General features: G+C 71.9%; 19 protein-coding genes. 13 read left to right on the forward strand and 6 right to left on the reverse strand.

Annotation, left to right across the window (positions count from 1 at the left end; genetic code table 11):
- Positions 1-30 precede the first annotated feature (30 nt).
- The 5 genes from M8C13_RS01755 to M8C13_RS44980 all read left to right on the forward strand — a co-directional run bounded on the left by M8C13_RS01755 (position 31) and on the right by M8C13_RS44980 (position 4,515).
- A complete protein-coding gene (locus M8C13_RS01755; protein ID WP_252478624.1) occupies positions 31-516 on the forward strand; it encodes an FBP domain-containing protein in 486 nt (161 codons plus the stop codon).
- Positions 517-761: 245 nt separating this feature from the next.
- Positions 762-1,940, forward strand: a complete 1,179-nt coding sequence (locus M8C13_RS01760) for a S8 family peptidase (protein ID WP_252478625.1) — start codon at positions 762-764, stop codon at positions 1,938-1,940.
- Between the two features lie 75 nt (positions 1,941-2,015).
- Positions 2,016-2,645, forward strand: a complete 630-nt coding sequence (locus tag M8C13_RS01765; RefSeq protein WP_252478626.1) for a hypothetical protein — start codon at positions 2,016-2,018, stop codon at positions 2,643-2,645.
- 225 nt (positions 2,646-2,870) lie between these two features.
- Complete coding sequence (locus M8C13_RS01770) at positions 2,871-3,920, forward strand: hypothetical protein (protein ID WP_256508477.1); 1,050 nt, start codon at positions 2,871-2,873, stop codon at positions 3,918-3,920.
- Positions 3,817-4,515 (forward strand): hypothetical protein, encoded by a 699-nt coding sequence (locus M8C13_RS44980; protein ID WP_305883910.1) that lies wholly within the window; start codon positions 3,817-3,819, stop codon positions 4,513-4,515. Before M8C13_RS01770 ends, M8C13_RS44980 begins: the two co-directional genes overlap by 104 nt.
- Here the strand turns inward: M8C13_RS44980 and M8C13_RS01780 are convergent.
- Positions 4,505-5,620 carry a nucleotide disphospho-sugar-binding domain-containing protein gene (locus M8C13_RS01780; RefSeq protein ID WP_252478628.1) on the reverse strand — a complete coding sequence of 372 codons (1,116 nt, stop codon included), beginning with the start codon at positions 5,618-5,620 and terminating at the stop codon, positions 4,505-4,507. The two genes, M8C13_RS44980 and M8C13_RS01780, sit on opposite strands and share 11 nt — an antisense overlap.
- 89 nt (positions 5,621-5,709) lie before the next feature.
- Here M8C13_RS01780 and M8C13_RS01785 point away from each other — a divergent pair, with 89 nt between their 5' ends.
- Positions 5,710-6,471 carry a maleylpyruvate isomerase family mycothiol-dependent enzyme gene (locus tag M8C13_RS01785; protein ID WP_252478629.1) on the forward strand — a complete coding sequence of 254 codons (762 nt, stop codon included), beginning with the start codon at positions 5,710-5,712 and terminating at the stop codon, positions 6,469-6,471.
- Between the two features lie 2 nt (positions 6,472-6,473).
- Here the strand turns inward: M8C13_RS01785 and M8C13_RS01790 are convergent, their stop codons facing one another.
- Positions 6,474-7,487: an NAD(P)/FAD-dependent oxidoreductase gene (locus M8C13_RS01790; RefSeq protein ID WP_252478630.1), complete on the reverse strand. Its 1,014-nt coding sequence runs from the start codon at positions 7,485-7,487 to the stop codon at positions 6,474-6,476.
- Between the two features lie 135 nt (positions 7,488-7,622).
- On the opposite strand from M8C13_RS01790, the gene M8C13_RS01795 reads away from it, so the two are divergent.
- Positions 7,623-7,805, forward strand: a complete 183-nt coding sequence (locus tag M8C13_RS01795) for a hypothetical protein (RefSeq protein WP_252478631.1) — start codon at positions 7,623-7,625, stop codon at positions 7,803-7,805.
- A 99-nt stretch (positions 7,806-7,904) separates the two neighbouring features.
- On the opposite strand, the gene M8C13_RS01800 is transcribed toward M8C13_RS01795, so the two are convergent.
- Positions 7,905-8,570, reverse strand: coding sequence for a twin-arginine translocation pathway signal protein (locus tag M8C13_RS01800; RefSeq protein ID WP_252478632.1), 666 nt, complete (start codon positions 8,568-8,570; stop codon positions 7,905-7,907).
- A 612-nt stretch (positions 8,571-9,182) separates the two neighbouring features.
- Between M8C13_RS01800 and M8C13_RS01805 the strand changes: the two genes are divergently transcribed.
- A complete protein-coding gene (locus tag M8C13_RS01805; RefSeq protein ID WP_252478633.1) occupies positions 9,183-9,887 on the forward strand; it encodes a YbjQ family protein in 705 nt (234 codons plus the stop codon).
- On the opposite strand, the gene M8C13_RS01810 is transcribed toward M8C13_RS01805, so the two are convergent.
- Positions 9,884-10,087 carry a hypothetical protein gene (locus M8C13_RS01810; RefSeq protein ID WP_252478634.1) on the reverse strand — a complete coding sequence of 68 codons (204 nt, stop codon included), beginning with the start codon at positions 10,085-10,087 and terminating at the stop codon, positions 9,884-9,886. The two genes, M8C13_RS01805 and M8C13_RS01810, sit on opposite strands and share 4 nt — an antisense overlap.
- Before the next feature lie 112 nt (positions 10,088-10,199).
- On the opposite strand from M8C13_RS01810, the gene M8C13_RS01815 reads away from it, so the two are divergent.
- Complete coding sequence (locus tag M8C13_RS01815; protein WP_252478635.1) at positions 10,200-10,865, forward strand: hypothetical protein; 666 nt, start codon at positions 10,200-10,202, stop codon at positions 10,863-10,865.
- Here the strand turns inward: M8C13_RS01815 and M8C13_RS01820 are convergent.
- Positions 10,862-11,245 (reverse strand): STAS domain-containing protein, encoded by a 384-nt coding sequence (locus M8C13_RS01820; RefSeq protein ID WP_252478636.1) that lies wholly within the window; start codon positions 11,243-11,245, stop codon positions 10,862-10,864. The genes M8C13_RS01815 and M8C13_RS01820 overlap by 4 nt on opposite strands.
- 404 nt (positions 11,246-11,649) lie before the next feature.
- On the opposite strand from M8C13_RS01820, the gene M8C13_RS01825 reads away from it, so the two are divergent.
- The 4 genes from M8C13_RS01825 (at position 11,650) to M8C13_RS01845 (ending at position 15,614) form a co-directional block, all read left to right on the forward strand.
- On the forward strand, positions 11,650-13,023 hold the full coding sequence (locus M8C13_RS01825) for an FAD-dependent oxidoreductase (RefSeq protein ID WP_252478637.1): 1,374 nt from the start codon (positions 11,650-11,652) through the stop codon (positions 13,021-13,023).
- 37 nt (positions 13,024-13,060) lie between these two features.
- Complete coding sequence (locus tag M8C13_RS01830; protein ID WP_252478638.1) at positions 13,061-13,408, forward strand: hypothetical protein; 348 nt, start codon at positions 13,061-13,063, stop codon at positions 13,406-13,408.
- Positions 13,409-13,799: 391 nt separating this feature from the next.
- Positions 13,800-14,393 carry a transglycosylase family protein gene (locus M8C13_RS44985; RefSeq protein ID WP_305883911.1) on the forward strand — a complete coding sequence of 198 codons (594 nt, stop codon included), beginning with the start codon at positions 13,800-13,802 and terminating at the stop codon, positions 14,391-14,393.
- A gap of 816 nt (positions 14,394-15,209) precedes the next feature.
- Complete coding sequence (locus tag M8C13_RS01845) at positions 15,210-15,614, forward strand: hypothetical protein (RefSeq protein WP_252478639.1); 405 nt, start codon at positions 15,210-15,212, stop codon at positions 15,612-15,614.
- On the opposite strand, the gene M8C13_RS01850 is transcribed toward M8C13_RS01845, so the two are convergent.
- Positions 15,502-17,214, reverse strand: coding sequence for a tannase/feruloyl esterase family alpha/beta hydrolase (locus tag M8C13_RS01850; RefSeq protein ID WP_252478640.1), 1,713 nt, complete (start codon positions 17,212-17,214; stop codon positions 15,502-15,504). The two genes, M8C13_RS01845 and M8C13_RS01850, sit on opposite strands and share 113 nt — an antisense overlap.
- Positions 17,215-17,268: the final 54 nt, after the last annotated feature.

Genomic DNA, 17,268 nt, shown 5'->3' on the forward strand with positions numbered 1-17,268 from the left:
GGGCTCCGGCCGCGCGCTGATGATCGGATGGTGGAACCGCTAGCTGAGAACACCATCCGGGCGTCCTTCGCCAACTGCTCCAAGGGCGAGGCCAAACGGCTCGCGCTGCCCGGGAAGCTGACCGAGATCGACTGGACCGAGCTGGACTTCCTGGGCTGGCGGGACCCCAAGGCGACCGGCAACGGCTATGTCGTCTTCCCGCGCGGCAGCGAGGTGGTCGGGCTGGCGCTGGCGGCCACGCCGGGCCGGATCAAGCAGTCCATGTGCGCGTTCTGCCTCACCACGCACGGCACCGGCGATGTGGCGCTGTTCGCCGCGCGCCGGGCCGGGGCGGCCGGGAAGCTGGGCAACACCGTCGGCACCTACCTGTGCGCGGACCTGGCCTGCTCGCTGTACGTGCGCGGGCGGCGCAAGCCCGCGGTGCCGAACCCGAAGGAGTCGCTGAGCACCGAGGAGCGCGCGGAGCGGATGCTGGCCAACCTGAACCGGTTCGCCGACGAGGTGCTCGCGGAGTAGGCCGTGCCGACGGTGCTCGGCCCCCTGCCCTGACCAGGGGGCCGAGCGCAACCCCCGACTCACCTCGTCCGGAAGAAGGAAGCCGCACCGCAGAACGGATGGACCGTGGCAGACATTTGATCAGCCCCATTGACCTGCGCTGACCCACTCGTTCACTCTGCTGGGTGACCCACGACCGGGCGACAGTCCGTTCACCAACCCTGCGGTGAGCAGCCCGGTCGGCGGGGCCTTGAAGGAGCCACCACGTGCATCCGCTCAACCGTGCTCTCGCGGTCTTCTCAGCCGCCGCCCTGTCCACCCTGACCGCGGCCACCGCCATGGCCGAGCCCGCCTACCAGGCGCCCCTGTCGCTGGCCACCGCCTCGGCGACCACCCAGCCCATCGCGGACACCTACATCGTGGTGACCGACCCGGCCAAGGCCAGGGGCCGCAGCCTGACCACCGCGCTGGACATCAAGCCCGCGGCCGAGTTCAGCGCCGCGGTCACCGGCTTCTCCGCCAAGCTCACCCCCGGCCAGCTGCGCCAGCTGCGGCGCGACCCGGCGGTCAAGAGCATCGAGCAGGACGTGCTGGTCACCGACGCGCTGGAGGCCACCCAGCTGAACCCGCCGTCCTGGGGCATCGACCGGGTCGACCAGCGCGACCTGCCGCTGTCGAAGAGCTTCACCTACAACGCCACCGGCGCCGGGGTGCACGCCTACATCATCGACACCGGCATCACGCCCTCGCACGCCGACTTCGAGGGCCGGGCCACCTTCGACCACAACGCCATCGACACCAACAACACCGACTGCCAGGGCCACGGCACGCACGTGGCTGGCACCATCGGCTCCAAGACCTACGGCGTGGCCAAGAAGGTCAGCCTGCACGGCGTGAAGGTGATGAACTGCTCCGGCAGCGCCACCGCCACCTCCATGCTCAACGGCGTCAACTGGGTCACCCAGAACGCGAAGAAGCCCGCGGTGGCCAACACCTCGTGGAACTTCACCCACAGCGCGGCGCTGGAGACCGCGATCCGCAACATGATCTCCTCCGGCGTCTTCCTGGCCACCTCGGCCGGCAACACCGGCGGCAACTCCTGTGACCGCCTGCCGCGCAAGGTGGAGACCGCGACCGTGGTCGCCTCCTCGGAGAGCACCGACGCCCGCTCCTCCTTCTCCAGCACCGGCGCCTGCGTCGACCTCTACGCCCCCGGCAGCAACATCATCTCCACCGTGCGCACCGGCGGCAGCGGCTCGATGAGCGGCACCTCGATGGCCACCCCGCACGTGGCAGGCGTGGCCGCGCTGTACAAGGCCCGCTTCGGTGACGCGCCCTCGGCCACCGTGCACAACTGGCTGAACACCAACGCGACCCCGAACAAGGTCTCCGGTGGCACCACCGGCGGCACCGTCAACCGGCTGCTGTTCTCCGCCGGTCTCTGAGTCACCCCGCGAGCCCCGCTACCGGATCTGCTTCCGGTGGCGGGGCTCCGCCTCGTCCTCACGTAACGTGTCGCCATGAGCACGGACGAGGACGAGCAGCCGCAGGTGGCCAACACGGTCTCCGGCCCGGTGCACGGTGCGGCCGTGCAGGCCGGGGTGGTGCACGGCGGCGTGCACGTCAACGCCGCGCCGGCGCTGGCCGCGGTGGACGAGCTGGCCACCGCCTTCGGCTCGCGGTCCGCGCTGCGCCAGCTGATGACCGACCTGGAAGCGGTGCACCGGGACTACCTGCTGATGTTCGACAAGGCCCTGGAACTGACCCCGGAGGCCTGGCAGCACGGCATGCCGCACTTCCCGGACCAGGTCCGCGCGGCGGCGAACCTGCTGCGGCGGCTGCGGCTGGAGTTCGAGCCGGTGCGGGTGCGGGTGCACGCGGTGGCGCACGCCTTCAGCGACGCCAAGCTGACCGAGCCGGAGCGCGCGTTCGCGGTGGCGGTGCTCAAGTACTTCCCCACCGGTGAGATCCAGCGCAGCGCGGTGCACCAGCTCAAGACCTCGGGAACCGCGGTGCTGGACCGGTTCTACGCCTCGCTGGACGGCGAGCTGGGCCAAGAGCTGAGCAGCCTGATCGAGGAGACCGTGGCCTTCCACCGGCAGCGCTGGCTGGTGGTCTGCCAGGCCTACGCGGCGTTGCAGACGGCGTGACCGATCCCCTTGCCGCGCCGTACTTCTCGCGCGCGCTGACCGCGGCGGCGGCGTTGCGGGCAGCGCCGGGCCGGGGCCGGATCGGCGAGTTCGAGGTGGTCGGCGAGCTGGCCGAGGCGGTGCTGGTGGCCCGGCGCGCGGAGGGAAACCTGGTGGTGCTCAAGGGTTTCACCGCGGCTCGCGGCCGGGCTCGACCCGGCGGAGCTGGCCTACCACGGGCTGGCACTGGCCTGCGCGCTGCGCCGGTTGCACCGGGACGGGGTGGTGCACGGCGATGTCAAGCCGGAGAACGTGCTCTTCGCGCACGAGGACGGCTGGCGCACGGTCCTCGCGGACCTGGAGACCCTGGCCGAGACCGGCGGGCCGACCAGCTGGCGGCTGACCGAGGGCTATGCCGCACCGGAGCAGATCGCCGGTGCGCCTGCCGATCCGGCGATGGACGTGTGGGCCTGGGGCCGAACCTTGAGCGACGGCCCGATCGGCTGGGACTGGCTGACGAAGCTGGTGGAGCGCTCACTGTCCGAGGACCCGTCGGCCCGGCCGGACACCGCGGAGATCATCGACTGTTGTGGGCAGCACCTGGGTTTTGGCGACGAGCACACGAGTTTCCTGGGCGCTGATCCCGGTCTGACCCGGTATCCGCTGGCGGCTCTGCTGCCCCAGCTGGACTCCTGGCCGCGCCGGGGCGACGTGGCGGAGGTGCGGCTGTCGCTGGGCTGGGCGGCCTGGCTGCCGGAATGCCACCAGCTCTACCAGTTGCACACCGTGCCCGCGCTGCTGCGGATCGAGGAGCTGAGCGGGCGCGCGCTGGCCGATCCGGCGCTGCCCGGCGGGATCGCGCCGAGCTTCCACTGCCTGCGGGTGAAGGCGTTGGCAGAGCTGCTGGAGATCACCGGCGAGCCCGCGGACGCCGAACGCCTGCGCGCGGCGGCACTGGCCTGGGAACATCTGGGGGCCTTCGAGCCGGAGCTGGACACCGCGCTGCTGGCCCAGTCCTGGTTGATGCTGGACGACCCCCCCGCGCGCGCTGCCGTATGTCCGGCGGTCCTTCGCCGCGGACCGGGAAAGCCCCTCCGCGCTGGCCGCGATGCGGTTGTACTACCTAGTCAGCGGCGAGCAGGGGATGGCGGCCACGGTGGCGGCGCAGCCGGTGCGCACCGAGGATCCCGCGATGACCCTGCGCTGGCTGCTGCTCCAGGCGACCGACCTGCTGGACGCCGGGCAGTACGCGGAGCTGGACCGGCTGCTGGCCGAGCTCGCTGGGCTGCGCACTGACCTGGTCGCGCTGCTCGGCTGCGTGCTGGCCGGCCGGCGTGGCCCGGTCGCGCCGGATGCGGGATGGCGGGCGCTGCGCGAGTTCTTCCGCACGGTCAGCAGCACCACCACGGTGAAGAAGCTCAGCCTGCTCGCCGAGGCCGCCTTCCAGCGCGGCGAACTGGCCTACGCCAGCAGCCGCGCCGAGATCGCCCGCCTCCGCCCGGTGACCAGGCTCCCGGTCCACCACCGCGACCGCGCGGTGCTGGAAGCCGTTGCCCGCCAACAAGATCCAGCCGACCGCTCGCTGTTCGCCAGGCTGCGCAACCGGGCCGAGCTGTGGGTGGCCGACGGCCGCCCGCCGGACCCGCTGCTCGGCCTGGACCTGCTCACCGCGCACCGCCGGTCCGCGCACCTCACCCCCGAGGCCCGGGAGTTGTTGGCGCACAGCGGTTCCCCATCCGCGGAGCTGCTGGCCAGCACCCGCTACTGCGGCGACTGCCGGACCGGTGGCCCACTCGCGGAGCTGGCGGTCTGCGGCTGCTGCCACCGCACGCTGTGCCGGCGCTGCACCGCCCAGTCCTGTTCCTGCGGCGGCGACCTGATCAGCCCCTGATCCACTCGGCCAGCTCCGCGGCCACCACCTCCGGCGCGGGCATCGCGCGCAGTTCCGCGCGCACCGCGGCCGCCTCGGCCCGCAGCCCGGCGTCGGTGAGCAACCGGTTCAGCAGCGGCACATCCAGCTCGTCCTCCGCCGCGGACAGACCCACGCCACGCTCGCGGACGGCGTCGGCGTTGACGTAGCGGTCCGCGCCGCTGGGCAGCACGAGCTGCGGCACCCCGGCATCCAGCGCGGTCATGGTGCTGCCCGCGCCGCCGTGGTGCACGATCGCCGCGCAGGTGGGCAGCAGCGCGTTGAGCGGCAACCAGCCGGGCGCGCGCACGTTGTCCGGCAACGCACCCAGCTCCACCGCGCCCAGCGCGAGCACGAACTCCGCGTCGATCTCCCCGGCCAGCGCCAGCACCCGTTCCACCGGCCCGATTCCGCTGTCCCCCGGCGCGACCGTGCCCAGCGTGACCGCGATCCGCGGCCGGTCCACCGGTTCGCTCAGCCAGTCCGGCACCGGCGCGGACCCGTTGTAGGGCACGTACCGCAGCAACCGCCCCGCCGGTCCCGGCACCATGCTGGGCGGCGCGACGTCCAGGACCGTGCGCCGCTGCGGCAGTTCCGCGCCGTGCCGCTGGAACACATCGGCCAGCAGCTCCCGCATCAGCTCCGCCATGCCGGTGGCCCGCACCAGCCCGAAGTTGTGCTCCGCCAACGGAATCCCCAGCGCCCCCGCGCACACCAGCCCGGCGTGCTGGGCCTGGGACTGCACCACCAGGTCCGGCCGCCACTCCCGCGCCAGGTCGAGCACCCCGTCCACCAGCGCCCGCACCAGCACACTGATCGGCCGGGCCACCTCCCGCATGTCCCTGATCCGCCCGGCCAGCATCTCCCGCACCGCCTCCGGCTCCGCCGCCCGCACCCGCTCGACCAGCGCGGCCCTGGTCAGTCCCGGCGCGACATCGGCCACCGGCAACCCGGACTGCCGCACCGCCAGCCCCTCCCCCGCGGTCGCCACCAGCACCTCGTGCCCAGCCGCGACCAAGGCCCTGGCCAGCGACACCACCGGGAACGCGTGCCCGACACCGTTGGAGGTCACGAACAGCACTCGCATGGCCCGCAGACTATCGTCGCCCCGATGTCGAGGCCGCCGCTCCGGCTCCGACCAGCTGGTGACACCGCTGGACCAGGAGAGAGGCGACCATGGACTTCGACCGCCACCACACCGAGATCCGCACCCAGACCGAACTGCTGGCCGAGCTGGCCGGGGCGGACCTGCGCGCGCCGGTGCCCTCCTGCCCCGGCTGGACCCTGGGCATGCTGGTGCGGCACCTCGGCGGCGGCCACCGCTGGGCCGCCGAGATCGTGCGCTCCAGGGCGACCGGGTTCCGGCCGGATGGCCAGGTGCGCGAGCTCGACGGCGAGGACTCCGGCCCGTTCCCGCTGGACTGGCTGCTCGAGGGGGCCGAGGAGCTGGCCGGGGCGCTGCGCGCGGCCGGGCCGGAGGCCGAGGTGTGGTCACCGCTGGCCGGTGGCGGCACGCGGTTCTGGGCGCGGCGGTTCGCACACGAGACGGTGATCCACCGGGCCGACGCGACGCTGGCGGCCGGGACCGGCTTCGAGGTGTCCCCGGAGGTCGCGCTGGACGCGGTGGAGGAGTGGCTGATGCTCGACGCGCTGCCTCAGCACTTCGAGTACAACCCCGGCAAACGGGAACTACTCGCCCCCGGCCGCACGTTGTCCTTCACCGCCACCGACGCCGGGGCCGCCTGGTTCACCGACCTCACCGGCGAGGTGATCGTCTCCGGCCGGGGTCACCGGGCGGCCGCGGTGTCGGTACGGGCCCCGCTGACCGACCTGCTGCTGGTGCTGTACCGGCGCAAGTCGGTGCGGGACAACGGAATCGAGATCCACGGAGATCGCGAGCTGCTGGAGTTCTGGCTGACTCGCATCGGCTTCGGCTGAGCTCAACCGGCCCGCAGCGAGTCCAGTCCGTGCCGCCGCTCGCCGAGCACCCGCTCGGCGAGCCGGGCCTCCACCTCCGCCGAGAAGCGCTGGCCGCTGACCGCGCGCCGGGTGTCCTCGGCCACCAGCTCGCCGTTGATGCCCGCCCCCGCGACCATGCCGGCCGCCGCCGCGACGACCACGCTGGCCGACAGGTCGGTCACGTTGCCCGCCGCCCACACCCCCGGCACCGAGGTCTGGCCGCGGCCGTCGGTCTGCACGTGCTCGCCCATCGGGTGCGGCGCCACCTTGAGCCCCAGCTCGGCGAGGAACCCGGCGCGGGCCAGGAACCGCGGCAGCACCGCGATCGCCCGCCGCGGCACCACCCGGCCGTCGGCCAGCCGCACCCCGGACACCCGGTCCTCGGTGATCTCCAGCCCGGCCACCTCGCCGTCCACCACCGCGATCTCCCTGGCGGCCAGCCGCGCGCGGTCCTCGGCGGTCAGCTCGGGCGCGGTGTGCCGGAACAGCACCACGTCCTGGCTCCACTGGCGCAGCAGCAGCGTCATGTGCATGACGTTCGGCCCGGAGCCCAGCACGCCGATCGGCTGGTCCCGCACCTCCCAGCCGTGGCAGTACGGGCAGTGCAGCACATCGCGGCCCCACCGCTCCCGCACCCCGGCCACCGCAGGCAGCTCATCGGTCAGCCCGGTGGTCACCAGCAGCCGCCGCGCCCGCACCCGCTGCCCATCCGCCGTCTCGACCTCGAACCCCTCCCCGGTCCGCCGCGCCGAGGTGACGGTCCCGGCCCGCACCTCACCGCCGTACCCCCGCACCTCCGCCACGCCGTCCCGCACCAGCTCCGCGGGCGGCAGCCCATCCCGGGTGAGGAACCCGTGCACCCCGCTCGCGGGCGCGTTGCGCGGCTCCCCCGCGTCCAGCACCAGCACCTTGCGCCGCGCGCGGGCCAGCGTCAGCGCGCCGGAGAGCCCAGCGGCCCCACCACCGATTACCAGGACATCCACGTTGTCAGTCATGGCCCCACCCTGCGCCCAGCCCCGAAAACTTGGCAAACTTCGTTGCTGATTTGGCAATTTGGGGGTTCAGGGTAGAGTCAAGCCACTACAACCGAACACGCTGGCGAACCCGGCCAGTCCGGAAACGGAGCTCGCTTGAGCACTCTGACCCGCCACACCGGTTTCGCCGAAGCCCGGGAGAACGCCAGCCGCGTCGAGCGGGGGCAGCAGCTGCGCGCAGCGCGCACGGTCGCCTGCCACGCCACCGACGACCAGGACCAGCACGACCTGCTGGCCATGCTGGGCCTGCCAATCCCGGAGGTAGCGGTCAAGCACTGACCGCCGCACCGGGCACCGCCTGTCAGCCTTCGGCGGTGTCCCGGTGCCAGCGGCTCCTCGCGGAGCCGCCGCCCGTGCCGCTCACGCGGCTTCTTGGACCTAGTCGGGCCTGCCGACCTGGGTGTTGGACAGGTCAAGGCCGATCGCGAAGTCCGCGGTGTAGCCGGTGCCGGCCTGCTGCGGGCGCAGCAGCATCTGGGCGCCGCCGTTGCGGTAGATCGAGTCCCGGCTGTTGGTGGTGTCCGCCGGTCCCCGCCGCCGGTACGGCTCGGTCCGCAGATACGCCGCGCCGAACTCGGGCGTGAAGTACAGCTGCGAGGTGAACTCGTACGGCCGGCCGTTGGTTCCCACGGTGCGAATCTTGATGTGGATGTGCAGCGTCCGGCCCGAGTACCAGCCCGGCAGAATAGTGATGAACCGCGCCGCGCCCGCCTGGTCGGTGTTCTGGTAACCGCGCAGGAACCGGCGGCCAGAGCTGCCCTGGGACGGGATGTCGGAGTACAGCCCGAACGCGTCACACTGCCAGAGGTCGACCATCGCGTTCGGCAGCGGCGTGCACTGCTGCTGACGAATCTGCTGGACGGTGAAGTTGATCGTCAGCGCGGTGCCGGGCACCAGTTGCCCGGTGGACGGCTCGGTGCGGATATCGGAGCGGTTGAGCCGCTCGTCGACGAAATAAGGGCCCTCCATCTGCTCTGGCTTGACCACACAGTCCAGCGCGCAGACCTCGGGCGCGCCCCCGGCGGAGGTGGTGGCACTGGCCACGGCGGATCCCGCGACCGTGAGTGTGGCACCCGCGGCACCGAGCAGAATCAACGCCTGACGCCTGCCGAGTACCCGGCCGACTGGCTCATCGTCGTCATGCATGGGATGTCCTTTGCGGTGGGAGCAGAGAAATGAGCGCGACAGGGGTTTATCTGCAGGAAGTCGCGCTCATCCTATTTTCCAGCACTACCCGCCTTCCGTCGAGATAGTTCACTCCGCTGCATCATAAGACGATTCCATAATGTGGTTGTAGATCGAACTACCAGCCGCCATCGTTGAAGAAGCAGAATTGTCCGCCCCCTGTCACACGCCCCGGACCGGATCAGCCAGCGCCGCGGCCCGTTGTTCATCCCCGCCATTTGCGATGAACTCGATTCCCCGTTAACCGAGTTGAGCGAATGTGACCCGGCTGTACAACGGCTACCAACTGTTCTCCGGACTGCTCTGGTGGCGCTGGCGAACTCGCTGGTCTCCGGTGCGGACAGCGCTTATTTGTACGAATACCTGGCGCGTCCGGGCCGGCCTGAGCGCTGTCGGAAGACCGCGCGCCGTATTCCTCCGCCGCGCGCACCGCCGGGCCGCCGTGGACACCGTGACCGAAGGAAGCGCTCGATGAAGAAGATCCTCTACGTCTACGTCAAGGGCGGCGCCCCGCTGGAGCACGTGTTCCCGCGCATCGCCGGCTGCGGTGAGCTGCACGTGCTCGCGCTGATGCCGTTGCCGGCGACCGCCGAGGCGGACTGGCGGCCCGCCTGCACCTCGATCACCGAGCTGACCACCGATGCCCGCGGCGAAGCCCTGGTCGAGCTGGTCACCGCGCACGCCAGGGAACTGGGCGCGGACGCGGTGCTGTCCATGTCGGAGTTCGCCGGGCTGATGGTGACCAAGCAGATCGAGGAGGTCTTCGGCATGGACCCGATCGCGATGCTGGTGCGCGAGCTGCTCGGTGAGCCGGTGGACTACCCGGCGGCGATGCTGGTGGAGGGCAAGCGGGCGGCGGCCTCACTGGCGGTCATCCCCACCGACGCGCAGGGCACGCCCTGGTCGGGCACGCCGCGCTGGCGACCCGGCGCGGTGGACTGGTCCGCACTGCTCTCCCCCGGCACCACCGCCGAGCCAGTCAAGGCCTTCGCCATGCCCGAAGGTGAGCCGGTGCCGGTGTACGACCCCTCCGGCGGCTCGCGCAACTGGCTGGGTGTGTTCCTGGTGACCGCGGAGGACGCCGAGACGTTGCGCCGGGACTGCAACGCGGTGCTCAACGGACTGGAGGCCGCGCTGTCCGCGAGCGACCGGTCCGGTCTTCCAGCGGCGAACTAGGCCGGTTCCCAGTCCACGACCACCAGGCCCTTGGTGGACGTGGACTGGTCCTCCCGCCAGGACACCTCGGTCACCGGGTCGACGTGCGCCCGGTGCGCGCCGGGGTGTCCGGCCGGACGGGCGCACTCCAGCACGCCGTCGACCTCGTCGAGCCATCGCGCGCGGCCGGCGCAACGCGCGCCGTCAGGACTGGTTGTCATGACGCCGGACTACCCACTAGTTGTCACCCGGCAAACGTCCTCTGTGGACAGGCCTGGCAACTAGCGGCCAACACTCCCCCACCTGGGCGAACAGCTGGTTAGCCTGCCGTGCATGCGCCTTCGGACCTGGCCCGCCGCGGCCCTGCTGGCCCTGGCCGCTGGTTGCGGCGCGCCGCAACCGCAGCCGGACCTGCTGCTGGAATACGTGAAGGCACCCTCGGTCAAGAACGACACCGTCGGCCAATTGCGCGCCGGGGGCACGCCGGGAGACCGGCTGGCCAACTTCGCCTCCCACCGGCGGGGGCACCTGGACGCGGTGCTCTTCCGCGCCACCCTCTGCCCGACGAACTCGAACTGCCACCCGATCGGCGCGGCCAGCGCGGCGATCCGGGAGACCGTCGGCGCGCCCGCGCGGATCTTCGAGCGCCGCATCCTGGTGCGGCGCGCCGACGGCGAGATGGAAATGCTGAAGCTCTACGTCGTGGAGGCGCCAGGCGGCGCGAAGACGGTGGTCGACACGAAAGGCCAGACCTACGGCGGCGACCTGGAGGAGTTCCGGCGGCACAACGCGCTGCTCGCCGCCGACGACCTCATCCGCGCGCCGCGCGACCTCGCCGAGGCGCCCAGCGGGGATGGCCCGATCGAGGTGGTCACGGTCAGCGGCTCCACGGCTCCGGTGCTGCTGCCATGGGTGCTGGGCGGCACCGCCCTGCTGGTCGCAGCCGGTGCCGTGGTGTTGCTGCTGGTCCGCCGGGGCCGGCGGCCGTTCGCGGGCTAGACCGAGGCCTCCAGCGCGGCGGTCACCGTCGGGAACACCCCAATCAGCCGGTCCAGCGCGGTGACGTGCAGCGGGCGCAGCACCGCGGCGCTGGTGGTCACCACGCGCAGATCGGTGCGGCCGGCCTGCTGGTGCGTCTCGGCCAGCGCGGCCAGGCCGCTGGAGCCGAAGAAGTCGACCTCGGTGAGGTCCAGCACGATGGCCGGCGGGTCCGTGGCGAGCACCTCTTTGAGGGTTTTGCGCAGTTCGGGGGTGGTGAGCATGTCCACCTCGCCGACCAGGGTGAGCACCACGCCCTCCGGGTGGCTCACCACGGTGACGGTCATCGGCGCGGCGCCTGCGGCGGTCGGGGTGTGGTCCTGCGGGGTGGCGCTGCTCATGCTCGGCCCTTTCCACGGTGCGCTGACGATCATCTGCCCTCCAGCCTTACCCGATCGGGTCGCCGCCGAACCGCCGTCTCTTCGGGCGGCGAAACACCGGCTGGCGAGTGGCGCCGGGCCCTGGCGGGTCCGGGAGACCGGCAGGGTGCGGTAGCCGCTTGCAAAACTGCCGGTCTGGTTTTCACCAGCCGATCGCGGGACAGCGTGGCGGATGGCGGAATGTCGACAGTGACCTGCGGTTTGTCTGGTGACCGACGCAAACTTCCGTGGAATCCCGACAGTTCTTGCCGCGCCACGACGCGATTTTGCGGAGGGCTGACAGTCTCCCCGATCAGCCGATCGTCAATGGCGGCGGGCGCGAGTTTCCTGGAAGGGCACGCACACCATCCCTGGGGAGGACTGTCGTGGTGCAGCACGCCGCGATTCTCGGCGGCGGGATGGGCGGGATGCTGGCCGCCTTCGCCGTCGCGCCACACGCGGACACCGTGACCGTGGTCGAGCAGGACAGCTTCATCGCAGACCCGGTGCCGCGCCGGGGCGCGCCGCAGGCCAGGCACACCCACGCGCTGGTTTCCGCCGGCGCGCGGGCGATCGAGGCGCTGGTGCCGGGGGTGCTGGCCGAGCTGTACGCGGCGGGCGCGCAGCACCTCAACATGCCCGGCCGCTACCTCGGCCTGTCCTCCCGCGGCTGGTTCCCGCGCTATGAGGGCAGGCAGTTCCTGGTGGGCGCGAGCCGCTCGCTGCTGGAGTCCACCCTGCGCGGGCGGCTGCGCGAGCTGCCCAACGTGACCATCGCCGGCCGGTCGGAAGTCGTTGGCCTGCGCGGAGATCCGGCCGGGATCACCGGCGTGCGCACCCGAAGACCGGATACCGGCGAGCACGCCGAGCTGACCGCGGACCTGGTCATCGACGCCACCGGCCGCCGCTCCCGGGCCACGGACTGGTTGACCGAGCTGGGTTTCCCGCCGGTCCGTCAGTCCATTGTGGACCCCGGCATCTTCTACGTCTCCGCGGTCTTCCAGGCCCCGCCCGAAGCGGTCCCGGACTTCCCGGCGATCACCGTGCAGAGCCGCCCGCGACCGGACAACCCGGTGCGCCGCAACGGAACCCTGGTCCCGATCGAGCGGGACCAGTGGATGATCACCCTCTCCGGTGGCCCCGGCAGCAGGCCCAGCACCGATCCGGACGGCTTCCACGACTTCGCCGCCCGGCTGCCGCACCCGGTGCTGGCCGACCTGATCGCCGCCGCCACCCCGCTGTGCCAGCCCTTCGGCTTCCGCGCCGACGCCAACCGCCGCCGCCACTTCGACCGCCTCAGCCCCGCGCCGCACGGTTTCGCGGTGCTCGGCGACGCTTATGCCACCTTCAACCCGATCTACGGCCACGGCATGTCCGCCGCCGCCCTGTCCGCCCTCGCTGTGCGCACCCAGCTGGCCCGCCGCAAGCTGGACACCCGCGCCCTGCAACGCGCCATCACCCAGGCCAGCGCGAACGCCTGGGACATGGCGGCAGGCCAGGACCAGCGGCACGCCGGCACCGCCTCCGGCCGGATCGAGGCCTTCTTCGACCGCCTGGGCGAGTGGATCTCCGCCGCGGGCGCGCACAGCAGGCCCATCGCCGACACCCAGGTCGACATCTTCAACCTGATCGCCCCGCCCAGCAGTCTGCTCAGCCCCAGGGTGCTCTGGCACGCCGCCCGCGCGGGCACCGGCCCGGCCAGGCTGACCCCGCCGTTCACCGCGGCCGAGGCCAGGGTGCTGGGCAGCAGGCAACGGTAGGGTTGACCGGATTTCGCGCCACCACAAGGAGGTCCAGGTGCGGCAACGACGTTTCCGGCTCGGGCGGGGACCGGCCGCCGCCACCTCCATCGTGATCGGCGCGGCGGCCAGCGCGGGCATCAACATCGCCACCAACAGCCCCGGCTGGGCGATCATCGCCGGCGTGGCCCTGGTGGTGCTGGTGTGGGCTGGGCTGGAGTGGTGGCGGGCCGGCGGCAAGGAACCCGAGGCGCGGGTGCGGGTGGAGCAGCGTGCGGAACGGGTCAGCGGCGAGGTGGTGGGCGCGAGCGGCCTACCCGCGGGCGCGGGGCTGGCGGTCAACCAGGAGGTCACCGAGGTCGGCGAGGGCGGCTCGGTGACCGGCTACCACGAGCCCCGGGGGTGACCACGCGCTCGGCCGAACCCTTCAGCGGTGCGAATGTTCCGCTGCGTGTCCACTTCATCACTTCGTGTGATTGTCCAGGCGGTCGAACAGCACCTGAGCGGCCCTCGCGTTTGTGGCCTTGAGCTGCGTAAACGTTCTCTCGCCGGGTCAAACCACCGGCCGCCGACACTCCCCGCGGTCACGGGTTGGTTACGAGCCGACCGGGCACGCGGCACGTACGGTCCCGTTCCAGCCGGGCTCACGTCCGGTGAACAGCACGACCGGGAGACCGAAGCACCACGTTCCTGTCCGGTAGGTCTCCGGGCCAGCGAAGCCGAGTGAAAGCCAACCCGCTGGACAGGGACGCGACGCCGCTGATGTGGCGCTGACGGTGCGGCGGGCCGAGACAAAGATGTCTGCTCAGTGGAACAAGCACTGCCAGGCGGCCGGCCTGGCCGCCGCCGCGATCGCCGCGCTGACCGTTCTGGGGTCGGGCACGGCACAGGCGGCTCCCAGTGTGGACTGGGATCGTATCGCACAGTGTGAGAGTGGTCGGAACTGGTCGACCAACACCGGCAACGGCTACTACGGGGGCCTGCAGTTCACCCCGGGCACCTGGAAGTCCAACGGCGGCACCGGCAGAGCGGATCAAGCCTCCCGCGAGGAACAGATCCGGGTGGCGGAGAACGTGTTGCGCAGCCAGGGAATCGGCGCCTGGGGACGGTGCGGACGCCGGGCAACCGGCGCCGCACCCAAGCCACGGCCGCCAGCCCCGAGGTCGACCGTGGCCCGCGCACCGGTCACGCCGACGGCGCCGGCCGAACCCACCACGGGGTCGACCAGCAACCCGGATGGCGACTACACCATCCAGGCCGGTGACACCCTGGCCAGCATCGCCGAGCAGCTCGGCATCGAGGGAGGCTGGCAGGCGCTGGTGGAGAAGAACCGCGAGTTCCTCACCGCGCCGGGGCTGATCTTCCCCGGCCACAAGATCGCCACGAAGTAGGCGAAGGCCCGGGTGACGCTGCTCATCGGCGCCACCCGGGCCCGACTTGTGGAGAAGTGTGAGTGGCCGACCACTCAGCATCCCAGGGCGGCAGCCGGGTGTGAGTGATCGACCACTCTTTCGGCCACTCTTTCGACCACTCGGCTCGATTTGCGGCGCAGCGCAGGTGTGAGTGGCCGACCACTCAGACCCCGCAAGCATCGCGTGCGCCGCCAATCAGGAGTGAGTGGTCCATCACTCATGGCTGCGGAGCAGGGGCGCGCGAGGGACGGGCTCGCAGGAGGCTGGGCGTGCGGGAGGCGGGCGTGCAGGAGGCGGGCGCGCGGAGGGTGGGCTCGCAGGAGGCCGGACGTGCAGGGGGCAGGCGCGCAGAAGGTCGGCGCGCGGAGGCGGGCGTACAGGGGCGGGCGTGCGGAAGGCGGGCTCGCAGGAGGCGGGCGCGCGGACGGACGTGCGAGGGTGGGGACACGCGGAAGCCCGGGGGCGCTGCTCATCGGCGCCAACCCGGGTTCGGTCCTCCGGCTCAGTCGCCTGCCCTGCCCGTGGACGTTGGCAACCTGGACGGCCGCCGTGGGGTTGTACAGGTGTGGAATGGCTACTGGCGCTCGCGTTCGTCCCGCTGGTGGCACCGATCTTGGTGGCGTACTGGTTCAACGGGCGTCGTCGGGCCGGGCTGGCGAGGCTGGCGCGGTTCGGGTGGCGGTACGGCGTCGGGGCGGATCCCTCGTTGCTGCAATACCGGTTCGGTGGGATGAACACGCCGCTGCCCGGCAGGGCGACCGGTGAGCTGGTGCACGGCAACCATCGCGGAGGGCCGTGGCCGTGGCGACCGATGAGGGCACGTATGAGTATCCGGCGCCGCAGGTGGTCGTGACGCTGCCGCTGCCCGCGCCGTGCCCGCCGTTGCTGGTGCGGCGGCGGGGCTGGCTGCGGGGCGGTTACGCGGGGCGGGGGTTGTGGCCGGACGGGGAGTCCTTTGACCGGGCCTTCGAGGTGTCCTGTCCGGTGCCGTCGTTCGAGAACCTGGTGCTCAGCCCGGAGTTTCGGCAGCGGATGCTCGCTCATCCCGCGGCGTGGGCGATCGCGCACCGCATCGGCCCGACCGAGCTCATGGTGTGGTACCAGGGGACGTTCGAGGCGCGGGCGGTGTGCTGGCTGGTCGAGTATGCGAATGGTCTGCTCGACCAGGTGCTGCGGGCTCCGTGGCAACCTGCGTCCTGACGCAGGCGAAACTGCTTGCCGTCAGTGGATCGCCTGCTCCCCGGTAGCGTGGCCAGGACGGGGACTCGCAGAGCGGGCGGGTGCGGCCGAGCGCGCCAGGGTTCTTGTCGGTGACCACCGGGTCCCGGGGCGCTCTCCCGTGTTCGACCCACCGCTCCAGTGCGCCGAGGGAGTCCCAGCCGGCCATGAACGCCGGGGTCACGTTGGCGTGGTTGGCTCCTGGCACCAGGTAGAAGCGGGCGAACCGGCGCACCGCGGGCTCGCCCATCCGCTGCCGGACCCGGTCGAAGTAGTCCACTGTGGACCGATGGCTGACCAGCTCGTCCGCGTTGCCGTGCAACAGGATCAGCTTGCCGCCGGTGCGGGCGAAGCGGCTCAGGTCCGGATTGTTGATGTCCTGCAAGGCGGACAGCTCGCTGATCCGCTGCTGCCAGCGGCCGGGGTGGCTGGGGTCGATGGCGAGGGGGTTGTGGGCGGGATCCCTGGTGACGAAGTGGCGGATCCACTGGTCCCAGAACTGCACGCCGTAGCCGCTGGTCTTGGGCATCGGGTTGGCGGGGGCCTGGGTGCCCATGCCGAGCAGGGCGGTGGTCATGCTCGCGCCGGAGAGGAACGGGAAGCCCGGATAGCCGGTTTCGCCGCTGGCCAGGGGGTACGGCCAGCGCAGTGGGGCGGACAGGGCGCGTACGGCGTGGATCTGCTGGTCGGACAGGCAGGAGTCGCCGAGGTCGGCGCCGTTGGGGCAGCGCAGGGTGTGCGGGTTGAAGTGGCAGGCCGCTTCGTTGGCGATGACGCCGTCAGTGAGGCCGTCCGCGGGGTCGCAGGTGGTGAGGACGGCGCGGTGCAGCAGCGCTTGTTTGGCCGGGCTGGGGAACGCGCCGGGCTGGGACAGGACCTGGGCCTGGTGGCCGAAGAACAGGTTGAGGCTGGCGGCGTTCCAGGCCGGGTAGACGGAGATGACGCCGTCGAAGTCGGCGGGCCAGCGCTGGGCGACGGCCAGGGCTTCCCGGCCGCCGGTGGAGCCGCCCGCGAAGTAGCTGTGCACGGGCCTGGCTCCGCGGTAGTGGCGGGTGATGATGTGCAGGGCGGCGTCGCGGGTCTTCTTCAGTGCCTCGCCCGCGAAGTTGCGCACGGCCTCGTCGTTGACACCGAAGGAGCCGTCCAGGGACCGGGCGGGCCGGAAGTCCGGGGCCGCTTGGTGTCCGGAGTCGCTGGCGAAGGTGGCGTAGCCCTGGGCGAGCGGGCCGGGCTTGTCGGCGGGGCCGAAGGGCACGGTGCCGGCGATGTCGGGGATGGTGCCGTTGTAGCCGCCACCGCCGAACATCATCGCCTTGCGGTTCCAGCGGGCCGGCAGGCCGACCTGGAAGCGGATCTCCGGCGCGGCGGGGTCGACCGGGCGGATCGCGGCCGTCACCCGGCAGTGCCCGGCCGCCTGGTCGGCTGCCGTGACCACGCCGCCTGAGCTGGGCAGGCCGATAACGGCGGCCGGGATCCGCAAGCCGGTCAGGCCGATGCAGGGCGCGGTGGCCGATCGGCCGGTCGCCGGGGGCGCGGCGGTGGTCAGCAGGAGCGTGAGCAGGCCAATGGTGAGTGTTCTCATCGCCACCTCCCTCGGGGTCCTCACGGTAGGCAGCCGGATCCGCGCCGCACCATG

It is taken from the genome of Crossiella sp. SN42 (genome assembly GCF_023897065.1).
Taxonomy (GTDB): Bacteria; Actinomycetota; Actinomycetes; order Mycobacteriales; family Pseudonocardiaceae; genus Crossiella.